The 16757-nt window shown below is 42.7% G+C and carries 11 protein-coding genes and 5 tRNA genes; 3 read left to right on the forward strand and 13 right to left on the reverse strand.

Annotation, left to right across the window (positions count from 1 at the left end):
- Positions 1 to 26: 26 nt before the first annotated feature.
- Positions 27 to 944, reverse strand: a complete 918-nt coding sequence (locus AVL57_RS13255; protein ID WP_057790635.1) for a bile acid:sodium symporter family protein — start codon at positions 942 to 944, stop codon at positions 27 to 29.
- 213 nt (positions 945 to 1157) lie between these two features.
- On the opposite strand from AVL57_RS13255, the gene AVL57_RS13260 reads away from it, so the two are divergent.
- The 3 genes from AVL57_RS13260 (at position 1158) to olsF (ending at position 4843) form a co-directional block, all read left to right on the forward strand.
- Positions 1158 to 2063 (forward strand): LysR family transcriptional regulator, encoded by a 906-nt coding sequence (locus AVL57_RS13260; protein WP_197427680.1) that lies wholly within the window; start codon positions 1158 to 1160, stop codon positions 2061 to 2063.
- A gap of 114 nt (positions 2064 to 2177) precedes the next feature.
- Entirely contained in the window at positions 2178 to 2978 is an 801-nt protein-coding gene (locus AVL57_RS13265) for a UDP-2,3-diacylglucosamine diphosphatase (protein WP_057790634.1), read from the forward strand.
- A gap of 128 nt (positions 2979 to 3106) precedes the next feature.
- Positions 3107 to 4843 carry a bifunctional ornithine lipid synthase OlsF gene (olsF, locus tag AVL57_RS13270; protein ID WP_057790631.1) on the forward strand — a complete coding sequence of 579 codons (1737 nt, stop codon included), beginning with the start codon at positions 3107 to 3109 and terminating at the stop codon, positions 4841 to 4843.
- 2 nt (positions 4844 to 4845) lie between these two features.
- On the opposite strand, the gene dapE is transcribed toward olsF, so the two are convergent.
- The 12 genes from dapE to AVL57_RS13330 all read right to left on the reverse strand — a co-directional run bounded on the left by dapE (position 4846) and on the right by AVL57_RS13330 (position 16637).
- Positions 4846 to 6009: a succinyl-diaminopimelate desuccinylase gene (gene dapE / locus AVL57_RS13275; RefSeq protein WP_057790630.1), complete on the reverse strand. Its 1164-nt coding sequence runs from the start codon at positions 6007 to 6009 to the stop codon at positions 4846 to 4848.
- A gap of 815 nt (positions 6010 to 6824) precedes the next feature.
- Entirely contained in the window at positions 6825 to 8717 is a 1893-nt protein-coding gene (locus tag AVL57_RS13280) for a SurA N-terminal domain-containing protein (protein WP_057790628.1), read from the reverse strand.
- A gap of 285 nt (positions 8718 to 9002) precedes the next feature.
- Positions 9003 to 9275 carry a nucleoid-associated protein HU-beta gene (hupB, locus tag AVL57_RS13285; RefSeq protein WP_012518978.1) on the reverse strand — a complete coding sequence of 91 codons (273 nt, stop codon included), beginning with the start codon at positions 9273 to 9275 and terminating at the stop codon, positions 9003 to 9005.
- Between the two features lie 303 nt (positions 9276 to 9578).
- On the reverse strand, positions 9579 to 11933 hold the full coding sequence (gene lon, locus AVL57_RS13290) for an endopeptidase La (RefSeq protein ID WP_057790627.1): 2355 nt from the start codon (positions 11931 to 11933) through the stop codon (positions 9579 to 9581).
- A 407-nt stretch (positions 11934 to 12340) separates the two neighbouring features.
- Positions 12341 to 13618 (reverse strand): ATP-dependent protease ATP-binding subunit ClpX, encoded by a 1278-nt coding sequence (clpX, locus tag AVL57_RS13295; protein WP_057790625.1) that lies wholly within the window; start codon positions 13616 to 13618, stop codon positions 12341 to 12343.
- A 78-nt stretch (positions 13619 to 13696) separates the two neighbouring features.
- Positions 13697 to 14326, reverse strand: a complete 630-nt coding sequence (clpP, locus tag AVL57_RS13300; protein WP_013783304.1) for an ATP-dependent Clp endopeptidase proteolytic subunit ClpP — start codon at positions 14324 to 14326, stop codon at positions 13697 to 13699.
- Positions 14327 to 14424: 98 nt separating this feature from the next.
- On the reverse strand, positions 14425 to 15729 hold the full coding sequence (gene tig / locus AVL57_RS13305; RefSeq protein WP_013783303.1) for a trigger factor: 1305 nt from the start codon (positions 15727 to 15729) through the stop codon (positions 14425 to 14427).
- Positions 15730 to 16049: 320 nt separating this feature from the next.
- Positions 16050 to 16126, reverse strand: a tRNA-Pro gene (locus AVL57_RS13310).
- A 66-nt stretch (positions 16127 to 16192) separates the two neighbouring features.
- A tRNA-Leu gene (locus AVL57_RS13315) sits at positions 16193 to 16277 on the reverse strand.
- 7 nt (positions 16278 to 16284) lie between these two features.
- Positions 16285 to 16360, reverse strand: a tRNA-His gene (locus tag AVL57_RS13320).
- A 98-nt stretch (positions 16361 to 16458) separates the two neighbouring features.
- Positions 16459 to 16535: transfer RNA gene (locus tag AVL57_RS13325), tRNA-Arg, on the reverse strand.
- 25 nt (positions 16536 to 16560) lie between these two features.
- Positions 16561 to 16637 (reverse strand) — tRNA-Pro (locus AVL57_RS13330).
- Positions 16638 to 16757: the final 120 nt, after the last annotated feature.

The raw sequence follows: 16757 nt of genomic DNA on the forward strand, positions 1-16757 counted from the left end.
TTTTGCTCTTATTGTTAGCGCTCAGCTTAGGCTTTTTGAGTAGCAAGTGGTTTGTCCTTACCTTCATCACCATCAGCGCTTTTAGTGGCATTTTTCAGGCGCTTCGACCATACAGCTAAAAGCCCAGGGCCTGCATACATGGTTAACCCATAAACTCCAGCCGCTACGGCAAATTCAGGAGAATTTAAGAAGGTAATACAAATTAACATGGCCAGCGCTGCGTTTTGCACACCCACTTCAATAGCCAGTGTAATACCGTCAATGTTCGACAATTTAAAGGCAAAAGCCAAAATAAGCCCCAGTATCACAGCTGAAATATTCAGGGCTAAGCATACTAGCAAGGCCTCTTCTAGTGACGCCATCAAGTTCGCCCGCTCACTAATTAATATGCCAATGATCATGGCAATCATGAACCATAATGAAAACGTTCTAAAAAAGCCCTCTACCTTAATAGAGAATGCAGGTTTGAAGTGCCGTATCGCCATACCAATGATGACAGGCACGATAGACACACATACCAAGCCGACGACGGTAGTAACAATGGAAAATGAAGGTGCGTTCTCACCAGCGAAATAGTCCATGGAATAGTGGATTATAAAAGGCGTTGAGAATACGCAAATAAAGGTAGATAGTGCTGTTAAACTTACAGATAACGCAAGGTTCGCTCGCCCAATATGACTTATTAAGTTGCTCATCGTGCCACCTGGACACGCTGATAAAATCATAATACCTATGGCCATTGCTGGATGAAGAGAAAATGCCATGCACAAGCCAAACGCCAATAAAGGCAGCAATACGGTTTGCCCCACCAGCCCCACTACGATGGCTTTAGGCGCTTTAAGTAGACGGGTGAAATCGGCTACCGTTAACGTAAGCCCCATACCAAACATCACGAAAGCCAAAGCCAGTGGAAGAAGTATTTCGGTAAAAATCGAGGCCTGCATATACACCCTTTTTATTGTAATAATAGTAAATAAGCCAGTTTACAAACTGCCACTAAACTTTCTGTGTAATGGCTGAAACTTCATTTTGGCAGCGATTTCCCCGCCCCACACGTAACAGTTTAGCTACAAAGTCACACTTCAATTAACATTAAATCCAGTGTAACCTCGATAAAAATAAATGAAAATGATACTTCTTTATGGAATTTCATAAATATGATGCATGGAAAAATAGATCTTAATTTGTTTTTTGTACTTAAAGCCGTGTATGAAGAAGAGAGTATTACTGCGGCCGCCAAAGCATTGCATCTAACGCAACCGGCCGTGAGTCATGCAATGTCACGTTTACGAGAAAAGTTTGATGATGAACTATTCGTGCGCCATAGCCGGCGGATGGTACCAACCCCTTTGTGCCAATCTATCATTCAACAGGTGAAAGAAGCCCTCTCGCATTTAGAGTCTACGCTGTCAGATCCCATTGATTTTGATATCAGCCGCTATAAAAGAGAAATTAAGTTAGGGTTAAGAGACATTCTTGAGTCAACCTTTCTACCCACGCTTATTCCCGAGCTTTTGCAAAATGCAGCAAATATTACCGTAACTAGTAGACGGGTTACCCGCCCTGAACTTGAAAACGCTCTTGCTAATAAAGAACTGGATATTGTTATCGATGCATTGGTGCCTACAGGCCCTGATATTCGTTCAACACTGGTATGCGACGAGCATTTCGTACTTATCTGTGCGCGAGAACACTCCATTTTAAAAGACAAAACGCTAGCGAATTATGTATCAGCATCACACGTTCTGGTTACCTTGAAAGACTCTCGATTAGATACGGTAGACTTAGCGCTTGCGAAACAAAACGCCACGCGACAATTTGCCCTGCAGTGCGAACATTACTTCGCTGCCGCAAGTGTAGTCAGTAAATCAGATTTATTACTTACCGTACCAAGTCGTTATGCACAGCAGATTACTAGCAGCCTGCCAGTTGCCGTTACCACACTGCCCTTTGACGTACCACTTATGCCCATTCACATGTATTGGCATCAGCAAGCTGATGAGGATTTAGTGAATAAGTGGATGCGAGAGAAGTTACTGGCGTTAGCCGATGAGCTTCTATAAGAACCAGAGTATGTAGAAAAGCTAGCTGTAACACTATCGTCAAACAAGTGTCACTATTTTGTCAATTAACCTCCATATAGTGGCGTTCCAAGGCAATCGCTTTGGGACCTTGCTATGAAAAAAACACATTACCGCACACTTTGGCTTTCTGACATTCATCTTGGCAATCGTGATTGCAAAGCTGAATACCTACTTTCGTTTTTAAACGGCGTCACTGTCGACACGCTTTATTTGGTTGGCGACATTGTCGATATGTGGCAAATGACAAAACAGTTTCGTTGGCCGCAAGCGCACAATCAAGTTATGCATAAGCTGATGGCCATGAGCCAAGATGGCACTCGCGTCGTTTATCTCCCAGGTAATCACGACGAGCCAATTCAGTCTTATTCCGGTATGGCGTTTGGTGATATCGAAATTGAGCGTCAACTTGTGCATACCACCGCCCAAGGCAAACGTTACCTTGTGTTACATGGCGATCAGTTTGATGGCGATGTCACCATGGGTAAATTTCATGCGTGGATTGGTGATAAAGGTTACGACCTATTGCTGTTTTTAAATCGCGAGTTCAATCGTTTTCGTAGTTGGCGTAAACGTGAGTATTGGTCACTTGCCGGTTACATTAAAAAACACATCAAAGGAGCAAACGAAGCGATTGCTCGCTACCGCGAGGCTTGTTGTTCACGGGCTGCAGAAATGGGGCTTGATGGTGTAATTTGCGGTCATATTCATCACCCTGAAAGCACAATGGAAAATGGCATCCACTATATTAACGACGGCGATTGGATGGAAAACTGTACTGCATTGGGTGAAGACGAAAATGGAAACCTATCCCTGATTTATTCCCTTGAGACCATGATCAAAGCAGATAACGTTACCCCATTAAAAGTGAAAAATTCACCATCAAGAGCAGCATAAGCATACCACTTAAACCCGCGTTTCATAATGCACGAAACGCGGGCCTCTGCATTGTCAGATAACTGACATCAAACTGTGTGAAAAACGTCATATTCCCCTGCTATTGTTCGCAAAAACCGAGAAAGACTATGTTTACAGTTGATGAAGTACTAAATAAACACTATCCCCAAGTGGCTAACAACCCCTTGTTGTTTAGGTCTTTATCGTTCGTGCTGCGCCACCTTTTGCATGAACGAGAAATAATAGAGTTCGGCGAAACTTACCCCCACTACGAAGATATCGACTTTGTAGAGCAGGTGCTTGAATACTTTAATATTAGTTACTCTACCCGCGATGTAGAGAAAGAGCGTATTCCATCACAAGGACGCGTGGTGATTATTGCCAATCACCCTATCGGCTCACTAGATGCCCTTGCATTAATCAAGCTGGTGAGTGAAGTTCGTCACGACTTAAAAGTAGTCGCGAACCAAATGCTCATGGCTATTGAGCCTTTGCACGACATGTTACTGCCAGTAAACAACATGCAAGGCGGTACGCCGAAGCAGCATTTAAGTGCTATACAAGAACACTTGCGTTCAGACGGCGCCATTTTAATATTTCCCGCGGGAGAAGTGTCACGACTACGACCTCAAGGAGTGCGAGATACGCTGTGGCATTCAGGCTTTTTACGCATAGCCCGACAAGCCAAATCTCCCATTCTCCCGGTTTATATCGATGCCAAAAATAGCCCGCTATTTTACGGAGTGTCTATGGTGTACAAACCTTTAGCCACTGCGCTGCTGGTAAAAGAGATGTTTAAGCAACGCAAGAAACACCTTCCTATGCGAATAGGCGAGCTTATTCCCTTTGAGTCTTACCAACAAACTAGCATAGCGCTTAAAGATCAGGTGAAACTATTTAAGCGCCACTTATATCGGATTGGCAGTAATAAAAAAGCCATTTTCGACACCCAAGCCCCTGTGGCCATGCCGGAAGACAGAAAAGAGCTTTCCCGTGCGATGAAGCAATGCGAACACTTAGGCCACACCAGTGATGGTCAGTCGATATATTTATACCAACATAAAAATTGCTCACCGATTATGCGTGAAATTGGCCGCTTGAGAGAAATTGCTTTTCGTGCAGTGGGCGAAGGCACGAACAAACGCCGTGATATAGACCAATACGACACCCATTATTACCATTTAATTTTATGGGATGAGAGTAATTTAGAAATAGTAGGGGCTTATCGATTTGGTGATGCTGAGTTATTGAGCAAACAAGATCACCCCACAGGTTTATATTCAGCCACCTTGTTCGATTATGGTACCGATGACAGTAACGCCGTCATGTTTGGTGCTGGATTGGAGCTGGGTAGAAGTTTTGTGCAACCCTGTTATTGGGGTAAACGCAGCCTAGATTATCTATGGGTGGGCATTGGTGCTTTTTTAAATCGTTACCCGAAGTACCGATATATGTTTGGGGCAGTATCATTAAGCAACGCTTATCCTCAGCCAGCTAAAGATTTGATAGTACAGTTTTACTCCATTTACTTCCCGGCCAAATTTGGCCAAGCTAAATCGAAACGCCCTTATCAAATGTCACAAGACGCCTTGTATACTTTTACCGGTAAAGACTATAAATCTGAGTTTACTCAGTTAAAGCATTTACTCGCTAATATGGGGGTTAATGTCCCAACTTTATACAAGCAATACAGTGAACTATCGAAGACTGGTGGAGTGGCCTTTCTCGATTTCAATGTAGATCCTGATTTTAACGACTGTATAGATGGCTTAGTCGTGGTTGATTTAGAAGCACTGACGCCCAAGAAAAAGGAACGGTATTTAGGGGCAACTCAATTAAAACCTGAACTAAAGAAGTCGGCGTAAATTTATAGGCTTAGCAGAATATCGGTGAAGATATCTTCTAAGGTTACTATATCCGATAAATGCACGTGTTCATTAACTTGATGGATGGTAGCATTTGGCACACCGACTTCCACTACTTGCGTTGTGTCTGATGCGAAAAACCGTCCATCTGATGTTCCTCCAGAGGTGCTGACTAGGGGATATCTGCCTGAGGCTTGCACAATGGCTTTTTCTGCAATAGTAATTAAGCAGCGCTTTTCTGTATTGGTTTTACTCATATAGGATTCACAAGGTCTAGACCAGCTTATCGACGCATCACCATCTATGTCACCGATAATACCTGCTAGCAACTTAACTAGGCTGTCGCGGTTAAATTGCCAAGCGTAACGCACATTAAATTCAATACGCGTACTCCCCGGCACTAAATTATCAGTAAAAGCGCCCGTATCAACGTGAGTGACTTGCAGGGACGTTCCGGGAAAGTCTGGACTACCTTGTTCAAATTCATAAGAGGATAGCGCCTGTATAATTCTGCTTGCTTTGTGAATAGCGTTATCACACGTATGTGGGTAGGCTACGTGACCCTGCTTACCCGATACGAGAATAGTGCCTGATAAGGAGCCTCTACGCCCTACTTTTATGGTATCGCCAGTAGTGTGCGTAGCAGTAGGCTCGCCTACTAAGCACATATCAAGGGTAATTTTTTTAGCATCTAAATAGGCCTTTATCCATCTAGAGCCATATTCAGCCACGCCTTCTTCATCACTGGTAATCAACCACCAATAAGTATATTGGTTCGAATCCATTGATGGGAGCGCTCTTTCTGTGGCTGCTAGCATAGCAGCAACACCCGTTTTCATGTCGGCAGCACCACGACCATAAAGTTTATTTTGGCTTATCACTGGACAAAAAGGGTGAGATTTCCATTTTTCCAGCGGTCCTGGTGGCACCACATCGGTGTGGCCAGAAAAAGCAAAGTGAGTAGGTCCATTGCCCCATTTAGCAATTAAATTAGTCACTCCTTTTACTTTATACTTTTCACATACAAAACCTAGCTTTTCCAAACGGTGCATAAGATAGCTTTGACACCCTGCATCAACTGGGGTGATGGATTCTCGTGCCATAAGCACCTCAGCAAAATGAATGCTTCTAGCGTGTTGAAGTAAGGAAACCGCTGTAGTGTTCATAAGGGTAAATAGAGTTTATTAGTTTGCTTACACGTTATTACACAAAGTAAAGATGACACGGGGATAACAAAATTAAGACAAGGAAATGACAAAGAAAAGGATAAACAAAACGAGGTTAATACAGAAAGGCCAATCGAACTGCTTAGTTACTAGCCCGTGAATTACTAGCCCCTTCGTTACTAGCTTATTAGTTACCAGCCGCATTAATTACTATTACAGGTATCAATGCCCCGAAAATGAAAATAACCCACAGGCTTAACTGAATTCCCCTTATACACTTTACTCATATATAGTTAGGGATATAGTTTGAATTTATCGTTAAACTTATAATCATGCAGCGGGCTCATGCAGTGGAATTAGATTACTACTGAAAGCTACCGCACTATACATAATGTAATAACCCTTTACCGATACAACGCGAGGTCGAGTTTTGCTAAAGATTATTGTACTGATACCACTTATCTTGTCGTTATTGTGGTTTGGCTACTTAAGGGTGAATAGCTATTCCCTAGCGCAGGGTAAACAAGGTTTTACTTACATACTGGTATTGTCGAGTGTTATTGCGGCTTTTTACGCTCTCATGCTTTTTCTCACCCATTAGTACTTTTACTTATTAAAGACAAACGCCCACAAAAAAAGCCAGTGTTGGCGAAGCGATAACAACATCGCTTGTTCAACACTGGCTTTTTTAGTGTATTTTTCGCTTACTTTAAGGTCAAGGCTAGAACAAACCAGCGCTAGGACTAAAACATAATAGTATTACGTTTCAGCCTACTTAAATTCTCGCCAGCCTCTAAACAGTAAGTTCAACAATACTAAAGGCTTTCAGACACTGTCACATCGGCATCAGCACGTAATGCTTCAATGAACTGTTGGTAAACACGTTGACCTTGCATCTGCGCTAAACGAGGTTTCAGACTTTCTGACATCTCAGCACTTAACGTAGGCGCACTGTTCACTTTAACAAGTTCAACAATGGCAACGTCACCGTTCACAGTTGCAATCACATCTACGCGCTTTTCTGCTTCACTAGATAAGGTAAACAGTTTATCTACGATACTGCGGTTTAGTGTACTACCACTTCTCGCAACAGCTTCAGCAGTTTCCCAACTTAGTGATTTTTCCGCTAATGTAGAAGCTACACTTTCGCCTTGTTTCAGCGAATCAACAATACCTGTAGCCCAGCTTTCAGCCGCTTCTTGCGCCTTCTGTGCTTTCACTGTTGCTACAATACCGTCACGAACTTCGTCTAACGCTTGAGTACGCTGTGGCAAATGTTCTACAACACGCACTACAACTACCGTTTCATCATCTAACTCGATAATGTCACTGTTAACGCCTTCATCAATAAGTTCAGAAGAAAACGCGACTTCAGCCAGTGCAGGTGAGCTCATATCTACTGGCACAGTGTTACGACTAAACAAGTCAGTTTCTTGCACAGGTAAATCAACTGCGTTAGCCACATCTTCTAGGGTATCTGGCACTTCAAATGCAATTTCAGCCATGGTATTTTGCAACTCAAAGAATTCTTCTAATGCTTTGTCAGTTAGCAATGTCTCGCGGATTTCTGCTTTTACATCTTCAAATGCTTGAACTTGCGCTTCTTTAAGTTCAGTTAATTTAATGATGTGAAAACCGAACTCGGTTTCAACAACGTCGGTATAGTCACCCACATTGGCTAAACTAAATACCGCTTCGTCAAACGCATCGTCCATCATTCCAGGCGTAATGAAATCGAGATCACCGCCATTTTCAGCAGAAAAGGTGTCATCTGAACTACTTTCAGCTAACTCTGCAAAATCAGCACCATCGTTCAATTGGTTTAAAAGCGCTTGAGTTTTCGCTTTCGCTGCTTCAGCGTCATCGCCAGCTTCAATAAGAATATGTGACACACGACGCTCTTCTTCTTTGCCATAACCGCTTAAGTTATTGTCATAGTAAGTGCGAACGGCGTCGTCATCTACGCTTACGCGGCTTTTAACGTCTTCTACCGTGAGTGATACATAAGCAAGTTTAATTTGCTCTTCTGTATCAAATGCAGTGATGTTGGCGTTGTAATATTCAGCAACATCATCTTCTGTGACTTCCACCGACTCGGCGAATGAAGCAGAATCAATCATCACGTATTTAGCGTCACGAGTTTGAAGTTGCAATGCATTTGCACGTTCAGCTTCACCAGGTAACGCAAACTCAGAATTTGTTAACGCTGCAGCCAATTGATTTTGCGTCATTTGAATTCGTAAGTAGTCACGGAAGTCAGCAACCTGAAAACCGTTTTGACGCAAAATAGTTTGGAAACGTTCGTTGTCGAATTGGCCACCGAACTGAAACTCTGGCATTTGTACGATAGTTTCACGAATTTGAGCATCGCTAACGCGCAAGCCCATTTCCTGTGCTTGTTGCTGAATAAGTTTTTCAGCAATAAGTCTATCTAGTACGTTACGACGAAAGTCACTTAAATACTGTTCGCTTGAAAACAACTGGGCAATGCTTTCGCCAAATTGTGATTCCATTTGTGCCCGTTGGTTCTGATAACCGCGTTCTAATTCCTGAGCAGAAATTTCTTCGCCATTAACTGTTGCTACTGCCGTAGTACCTGAAGACGTCAGGTAGCTTCCTACACCAGCAAACACGAAACTCAATACGATAAGGGCAATAATTGCCATTGCCCATGGGCCTTGAGAACCTTCTCTGATTCTTTCTAGCATGATTGTTGTTCAACTCCGTTGCTTACTACACTTGCCCTTTAGCGTTGGATAATACCTACGCTAACATCATGGCAAAAAATAAGCGGTGATTATAACCTAATACCTGTGAAGATAAACGGCTTAACAAAAACTAATCCTTCTATTGTTCAATAAAACCGCAGCGTGGTACGCAATGCACTGTCGCGCTATAGGTGAGATAAAGAAAATAGTGGGAAATGATAAATTCGGCGTTACAAATAAAAAAGGCGATGGCATAAGCCATCGCCTTTTTCTTGCAAGTTTTGCTTAGTTACAAGCGTCTTTCAGAGCTTTACCAGCTTTGAAAGAAGGAACTTTCGCCGCTGAAATCTGAATAGTCTCACCAGTTTGTGGATTACGACCACTACGAGCAGAGCGCTCACGTACTGAGAAAGTACCGAAACCGACTAGTGCCACTTGGTCACCGTCTTTAAGTGCTGCAGTTACTGAGTCAGTGAATGCATCTAGAGCGCGGCCGGCAGCTGCTTTTGAAATATCTGCGCCAGCAGCAATTTGGTCGATAAGTTGAGACTTGTTCACTATTATGATCCCCTTCGATTGTTATTATACTGTTTGTCCAAAACGATTTGATTGAACGTTATAGCAAGCTTGATTCTGAACATCAAGCATCTGTCACAATTAATTAACTTTTATTGAATCGCTGCAATCCCTTTTGTGGCAAGGCTTCAAGCGAATACAAATTAAAGGTAACACAACTCTTGCGACAAGAAAGCCCTATTTTGAAAAAAATAGGCGAATTGACGAAGGTATGCACACTTTTTAATCAATTATTGCAAATTTAAGGCTGCAAGCCTTTAAAATTAGGACATGCAGCCAACCATTTTAGCTTTTCGTCGCAACCTCAAAAGACTCTACTGGCTCTTGAAGTGCAATATCAAGCACATCATCAATCCACTTTACAGGGTGAATTGATAAATCTTTTTTTACATTTTCTGGAATTTCTTCCAAATCACGTTCATTTTCTGCTGGAATAACCACCGTTTTAATTCCACCACGGTGCGCAGCTAGTAGCTTTTCTTTCAACCCACCAATGGCTAACACTTCACCACGCAGTGTGATTTCACCCGTCATGGCCACATCACATTTAACAGGGTTACCCGTTAATGATGACACTAAAGCAGTACACATAGCGATACCAGCACTGGGGCCATCTTTCGGTGTAGCACCTTCAGGCACGTGCACGTGAATATCGCGTTTTTCATAAAAATCTTCGTTAATACGAAGCTTTTCAGCGCGACTGCGCACAACCGTCATTGCAGCTTTAATAGATTCCTGCATAACATCACCAAGCGAACCAGTTGATGTCATCTTGCCTTTACCCGGCACAGACGTAGTTTCGATAGTAAGTAAATCACCACCAACCTGTGTCCATGCTAATCCAGTAACTTGGCCAATTTGATTGTCTTTATCAGCTTTACCGTAATCGAAACGTTGTACACCTAAGTAATCTTTAAGGTTATCTTGGGTCACTGACACTTTATCTTTGCTCTTATTCAGCAAGATATCTTTTACAGCTTTACGACATACCTTAGAAATTTCACGCTCTAAACTACGTACACCTGCTTCACGGGTATAATACCGAATCATACCAATAATGGCCGACTCGGTAATCTCAAGCTCTTTAGACTTAAGCCCGTTACGTTCCATTTGCTTGCTGATTAGGTGACGCGTTGCAATATTGAGTTTTTCGTCTTCGGTATAACCAGAAAGACGAATAACTTCCATACGATCAAGTAACGGGCCTGGAATATTCATGCTATTCGAGGTAGCCACAAACATCACATCAGATAAGTCGTAATCCACTTCTAAATAGTGGTCACTGAAACTATTATTCTGTTCTGGGTCAAGCACTTCTAGTAACGCAGACGCTGGATCACCACGCATATCAGACGACATCTTATCAATTTCATCTAATAGGAAAAGTGGGTTTTTCACCCCTACCTTTGCCATCTTTTGCACTAGCTTGCCGGGCAATGAGCCAATGTAGGTACGTCTGTGCCCACGAATTTCAGCTTCATCACGCACGCCGCCCAATGCCATACGTACATACTTGCGCCCTGTCGCTTTCGCAACAGATTGGCCTAGAGAGGTTTTACCTACACCAGGAGGCCCTACAAGACACAAAATGGGTCCTTTAAGCTTCTTAACACGCTGTTGTACCGCAAGATATTCTAAAATGCGTTCTTTGACTTTCTCTAAGCCGTAATGGTCTTCATTTAAAACCACTTCAGCGCGAGATAAATCTTTCTTCACTGGGGAGCGTTTGTTCCACGGTACATTGGTTAGCCACTCAATATAGCTGCGCAACACAGTAGCTTCTGCCGACATAGGCGACATCATCTTAAGCTTTTGGAGCTCAGACTTTGCTTTATCTAACGCTTCTTGCGGCATTTTAGCGTCTTCGATTTTCTTCGCTAACGCTTCAAATTCGTCTGGTGCATCATCAAGCTCGCCGAGCTCTTTTTGAATGGCTTTCATTTGCTCATTCAAATAGTACTCACGCTGACTTTTTTCCATCTGCTTTTTAACACGGGTTCGAATTTTCTTCTCAACCTGTAGCAAATCGATTTCACCTTCCATCAAGGCCATTAAATACTCAAGGCGTTCGTTCACCCCTTTCATTTCTAGCACTTTCTGTTTTTCGGTGAGTTTAAGCGGCATGTGCGCAGCCATGGTATCTGCTAAGCGTGCAGCATCTTCAATACCATTAAGCGACGTAAGTACCTCAGGCGGTATTTTTTTGTTTAGCTTAACATAACCTTCAAACTGCGATACCGCAGAGCGAATAAGCACTTCTTGCTCGCTCTCATCGATAGCACCGTCTTCAATTTTATTTACGTTAGCAACAAAGAAAGGCTCTGATTGCTCATAACCTTCAACTTCACCACGCACACTCCCTTCTACTAACACTTTTACCGTGCCGTCAGGTAGTTTCAAAAGTTGAAGAATAGTAGCAATTGTACCAACGGTATAAATGTCATCGGCATCGGGTTCGTCCACACCGGCGTCTTTCTGGGCCACTAAGAAAATCTGTTTCTCGTTTTCCATTGCCGCTTCAAGACAACGGATCGATTTTTCTCGCCCGACGAATAAGGGTATGACCATATGCGGATAAACAACCACGTCCCTTAAGGCAAGCACAGGAATTTCAATGCGATTTTCTCGCTCAACTGTCATACGTGTTCTCTATTAGTTAGCATTGTCGTTTGATATGGGGATGCTAGCGCAAAGTTCAAATAAAACATTATTAATGTACGTAAATTCGCTGCTTTCCCTGCTTTTCTTTACCATTATCGATTTTAGACCGTATGGCAACAGTTTGTTGCCGAATCTATCAGAAAGGATAGGTTAAACGAGTTCGTTTGCTTAAATAACCAGCAAGTTGGGTTTTAAAAGGCAGAAAAAAGCTGATTCACACCCTATTGGAATGCGTAAAATTTTAGTATCACGTTACGAATTTGAAAGGAAAAACTCTTAATGTTGAGTTTGAACTTGAGAATAGCAGTACCTAATGCAGAAATTATTTTTACGCTTTTAGAAAACAAAAAAGGTCCCGAAGGACCTTTTTTTAAACGTAAAACAGCTTACTCAGAAGCCGCTTTCTTATCTGTATTGTCGTAGATTAAAATAGGTTTTGATTCGCCGCGAATAACGGTTTCATCAATAACTACTTTGCTTACATCTACCGCAGACGGTAATTCGTACATGGTATCAAGCAAAACAGCTTCAACAATTGAACGAAGACCACGGGCACCGGTTTTACGATCCATCGCCTTTTTAGCGATAGCGTGCAATGCGTCGTCACGGAACTCAAGTTCCACATCTTCCATATCAAATAATGCTGAGTACTGCTTCGTAATCGCATTCTTAGGCTCTTTAAGAATTTGAATCAAGGCTTCTTCATTCAATTCTTCAAGGCTAGTTACCACAGGTAGACGACCGATAAATTCAGGAATTAATCCGTATTTAACCAAGTCTTGTGGTTCTACTTGCTTGAACAACTCGCTTATTTGCGCAGTGTTTTCAGATTTAGACTTAACAGCCGCACCAAATCCAATACCTGTGCCCTTTTGTGCACGTTGTTCAATAACCTTATCTAGGCCAGCGAACGCACCACCACAAATAAACAGAATCTTAGAGGTATCTACCTGTAAAAATTCTTGCTGTGGATGCTTACGACCACCTTGCGGAGGAACTGAGGCAACCGTGCCCTCAATAAGCTTAAGCAATGCTTGCTGTACACCTTCACCCGAAACGTCACGAGTAATAGATGGGTTGTCTGATTTACGAGAAATTTTATCAATTTCATCAATATAAACAATGCCGCGTTGGGCTTTTTCTACATCGTAATCACATTTTTGCAGAAGCTTTTGAATGATGTTTTCAACATCTTCACCCACATAACCGGCTTCGGTTAACGTAGTTGCATCTGCCATAGTGAAAGGAACGTCAAGCAAACGTGCAAGGGTTTCTGCCAGTAATGTTTTACCACTACCCGTTGGACCGATAAGTAGGATATTACTCTTACCAAGCTCCACACCATCGTGCACATCACCGTTACGCAAACGTTTGTAATGGTTATACACCGCTACAGACAATACTTTTTTGGCGTGCTCTTGACCGATAACGTAGTCATCTAAGTGTGCATGGATTTCATTTGGCTTTGGTAAAGCATCCTGCTTTTGCTTAGGCGCGATTTCCTTGATTTCTTCGCGAATGATATCGTTACATAACTCAACACACTCATCGCAAATAAATACCGACGGGCCTGCTATTAACTTTCTTACTTCGTGTTGGCTTTTGCCACAAAACGAGCAGTACAGTAACTTGTTATCACCGTCACCGCTTTGTTTATCACTCATTACTATTGCCTCTGCCTTGCCTGAACCGAAAACCAAATCGTGCCAAGCACTAGTTCAGGTCTACTATATATAACTATACTACTTAGTTGCAGCCGCGTCAGATCGATTTGTCATAACTTGGTCGATCAAGCCGTATTCTTTGGCTTCAGTTGCACTAAGGAAGTTGTCACGATCGGTGTCGTGGGCAACTTTTTCGTAATCTTGTCCAGTGTGTTGCGCCATTAAGCGGTTTAACTTCTCTTTAATAGACAGGATTTCTTTCGCATGAATTTCAAAATCTGATGCTTGACCTTGGAAACCACCCAAAGGTTGGTGAATCATCACGCGAGAATTTGGTAAACAGTAACGCTTACCTTTAGCACCACCAGATAGCAAAAACGCTCCCATGCTAGCCGCTTGACCTACACATACTGTGCTTACGTCTGGCTTGATGAAATTCATGGTGTCGTAAATTGCCATACCTGCAGTTACAGAACCGCCAGGTGAATTGATATAAAGGAAAATGTCTTTTTCTGGATTTTCAGCTTCCAAAAATAGCATTTGAGCCACAATCAGGTTGGCCATGTGGTCTTCTACCTGCCCTACTAAGAAAATAACATTTTCTTTCAATAGACGAGAATAGATGTCGTACGAACGTTCACCTTTGGAAGTCTGTTCAACTACCATAGGAACAAGTGCATTCATTGGATCAAATGGGGTATTAGTCATAGCTACCTTGATTATCTAGCGTTAAAAACAAAAATGCTCGGAAGGCTCCGAGCATTTAAGCAGTTGCTGACAGGTGAAGTCAATCAGACAGTAAAAAATTACGCCTGTTTGTTCATAACCTCGTCAAAAGCTTTAGTTACTTCGGTAACTTTAGCTTGCTCAAGTACCCACTCAACCGCCTGCTCTTCTAGTGCAACGTTTTGCATTTGCTGCATAAGCTCTTGGTTGTTGTTGTAATATTCTACAACTTCTTGAGGGTCTTCATACGCAGAAGCAGCAGTTTCGATCATCTCGTTTACTTTTGCTTCGTCAGCTTTAAGTTCGTTTTGTTTAATTACTTCACCTAATAATAGGCCAATTGAAACACGACGCTTGGCATTATCGGTAAATAATTCAGCTGGCAGCTCTGGAAGGTTTTGACCACCGCCCTGTTGGCTGAAACGCTGTTTAGCTTGTTCACGTAAAGCGTTAACTTCTTGGTCGATAAGTGCTTGAGGAATATCAAGCTCGTTAGCGTCAACCAATTTAGCAATAACGTCTTCTTTAACCTGAGTTTTAAGTGTTTGATCTAGCTCGCGTTGCATGTTCTTACGAACTTCAGCTTTAAGCGCATCAACACCACCTTCCTGAACACCGAACAAGGTAGCAAACTCTTCGTCAACTTTAGGAAGTGACTGGCCTTCTACTTTTTTCACTGTTACTTGGAATACCGCATCTTTACCTTTAAGGTTTTCTGCGTGGTAATCTTCAGGGAAAGCAACTTCTACTGTTACTTCTTCGCCCGCTTTCGCGCCAACAAGTGGCTTCTCGAAACCTGGGATCATGCGATCTTGACCTAGTTCAAGTTCGAAATCTTCAGCTTTTCCGCCTTCAAATTCTTCACCGTCGATAGAGCCAACGAAATCGATAACAACTTTATCGTCTTTCTTCGCTTTACGTTTAACTTCTTTCCAAGAAGCGTGTTGCTTCTGTAGCGTTACCATCATGTTATCAAGATCTTCGTCAGTAATTTCTACTACTGGCTTTTCAATTTCGATATCGTTGATGCCTTTAACTTCTACTTCTGGATACACTTCAAAAGAAGCAACAAATTCCAAATCCTGACCATCTTCATCTTTAGTCAGTTCGAAATTAGGCATACCAGCTGGTTGAATTTTTTCTTGAACGATAGCCTGGTAGAAGTTTTGCTGCATTACATCACCAGCAATTTCTTGACGCACTGCTTGGCCGAAACGCTTTTTGATTACGCTTACTGGTACCTTGCCTGGGCGGAAACCGTTGATTCGTTGCGTTTTCGCCAATTGCTGTAGGCGAGATTTAACAGCTGAATCAATAGCGTCAGCTGGAACGGTGATAGTAAGACGGCGTTCTAAACCCTGGGTCGTCTCGACTGAAACTTGCATTATATTACCTCAACTTTACGCTTATTTAAGCGCTTTGTTCTCAATCCCCTCTCCCGTCATGCCTATTTGGCATATCACACCGGGGTAGAGGTCGTTTCCGACGTTTGCACTAACAAAACACCACACAATACAGTGTTAATCGCGTATTTGTTACAAACATACGAGTTAAAAAAAGACGCCGTAGTATACAGTCGCAGAGAACCAGAGTCGAGAGGGAAACACAAGTTTGTAACACGCTTTTGAACGATAAGTGTGCAAATAGATAGAAAAAGAGATTTAAAAAGAAATTTTACAAGGAAATATATAGAGGATAGAGTAAATGGTCGGTGAGATAGGATTTGAACCTACGACCCCTTGTACCCAAAACAAGTGCGCTACCAAGCTGCGCCACTCACCGACAATATTACTACATTAGCGCTAAAGAAAGCACTTACAACAGCTTTTGTAAAAAAAGCTTAAAATATGGTGCGGAAGGAGAGACTTGAACTCTCACGCCGTGAAGCACTGGAACCTAAATCCAGCGTGTCTACCAATTCCACCACTCCCGCGAAAAAGTGGGGTGGACGATGGGGCTCGAACCCACGACAACCGGAATCACAATCCGGGGCTCTACCAACTGAGCTACGCCCACCACTGATGGTGCTTGCAATAAATAAACATGTTGAATTGATAGTACATGTTTACCTTTAAAGATTCGACCAATCCGAATCAGGTCCTACCTGACTCGCATGGCGCGTCCGGCAGGATTCGAACCTGCGACCCACGGCTTAGAAGGCCGTTGCTCTATCCAGCTGAGCTACGGACGCTCGGCGAATCTTCGCTTGCAAAAAATGGTCGGTGAGATAGGATTTGAACCTACGACCCCTTGTACCCAAAACAAGTGCGCTACCAAGCTGCGCCACTCACCGACTGTGTAACGATACGTTTGAAGCAATTTGCGTCTGTGCCGTTACGGGGTGCGAATATTACTGAGAAGACCCCACCTCGTCAAACACTTTTTTAAATAAAATATTCAACCGCTCATAAAG

Source organism: Alteromonas stellipolaris (genome assembly GCF_001562115.1).
GTDB lineage: Bacteria > Pseudomonadota > Gammaproteobacteria > Enterobacterales > Alteromonadaceae > Alteromonas > Alteromonas stellipolaris.

Excerpts from the sequence above, each read along its gene's own strand:
- tig (WP_013783303.1), bottom strand. The coding sequence starts at position 15,729 with ATGCAAGTTTCAGTCGAGACGACCCAGGGTTTAGAACGCCGTCTTACT.
- lon (WP_057790627.1), bottom strand. The coding sequence starts at position 11,933 with ATGACAGTTGAGCGAGAAAATCGCATTGAAATTCCTGTGCTTGCCTTA.
- AVL57_RS13260 (WP_197427680.1), top strand. The coding sequence starts at position 1,158 with ATGATGCATGGAAAAATAGATCTTAATTTGTTTTTTGTACTTAAAGCC.
- AVL57_RS13265 (WP_057790634.1), top strand. The coding sequence starts at position 2,178 with ATGAAAAAAACACATTACCGCACACTTTGGCTTTCTGACATTCATCTT.
- olsF (WP_057790631.1), top strand. The coding sequence starts at position 3,107 with ATGTTTACAGTTGATGAAGTACTAAATAAACACTATCCCCAAGTGGCT.
- dapE (WP_057790630.1), bottom strand. The coding sequence starts at position 6,009 with ATGAACACTACAGCGGTTTCCTTACTTCAACACGCTAGAAGCATTCAT.
- clpX (WP_057790625.1), bottom strand. The coding sequence starts at position 13,618 with ATGAGTGATAAACAAAGCGGTGACGGTGATAACAAGTTACTGTACTGC.
- AVL57_RS13280 (WP_057790628.1), bottom strand. The coding sequence starts at position 8,717 with ATGCTAGAAAGAATCAGAGAAGGTTCTCAAGGCCCATGGGCAATGGCA.
- AVL57_RS13255 (WP_057790635.1), bottom strand. The coding sequence starts at position 944 with ATGCAGGCCTCGATTTTTACCGAAATACTTCTTCCACTGGCTTTGGCT.
- clpP (WP_013783304.1), bottom strand. The coding sequence starts at position 14,326 with ATGACTAATACCCCATTTGATCCAATGAATGCACTTGTTCCTATGGTA.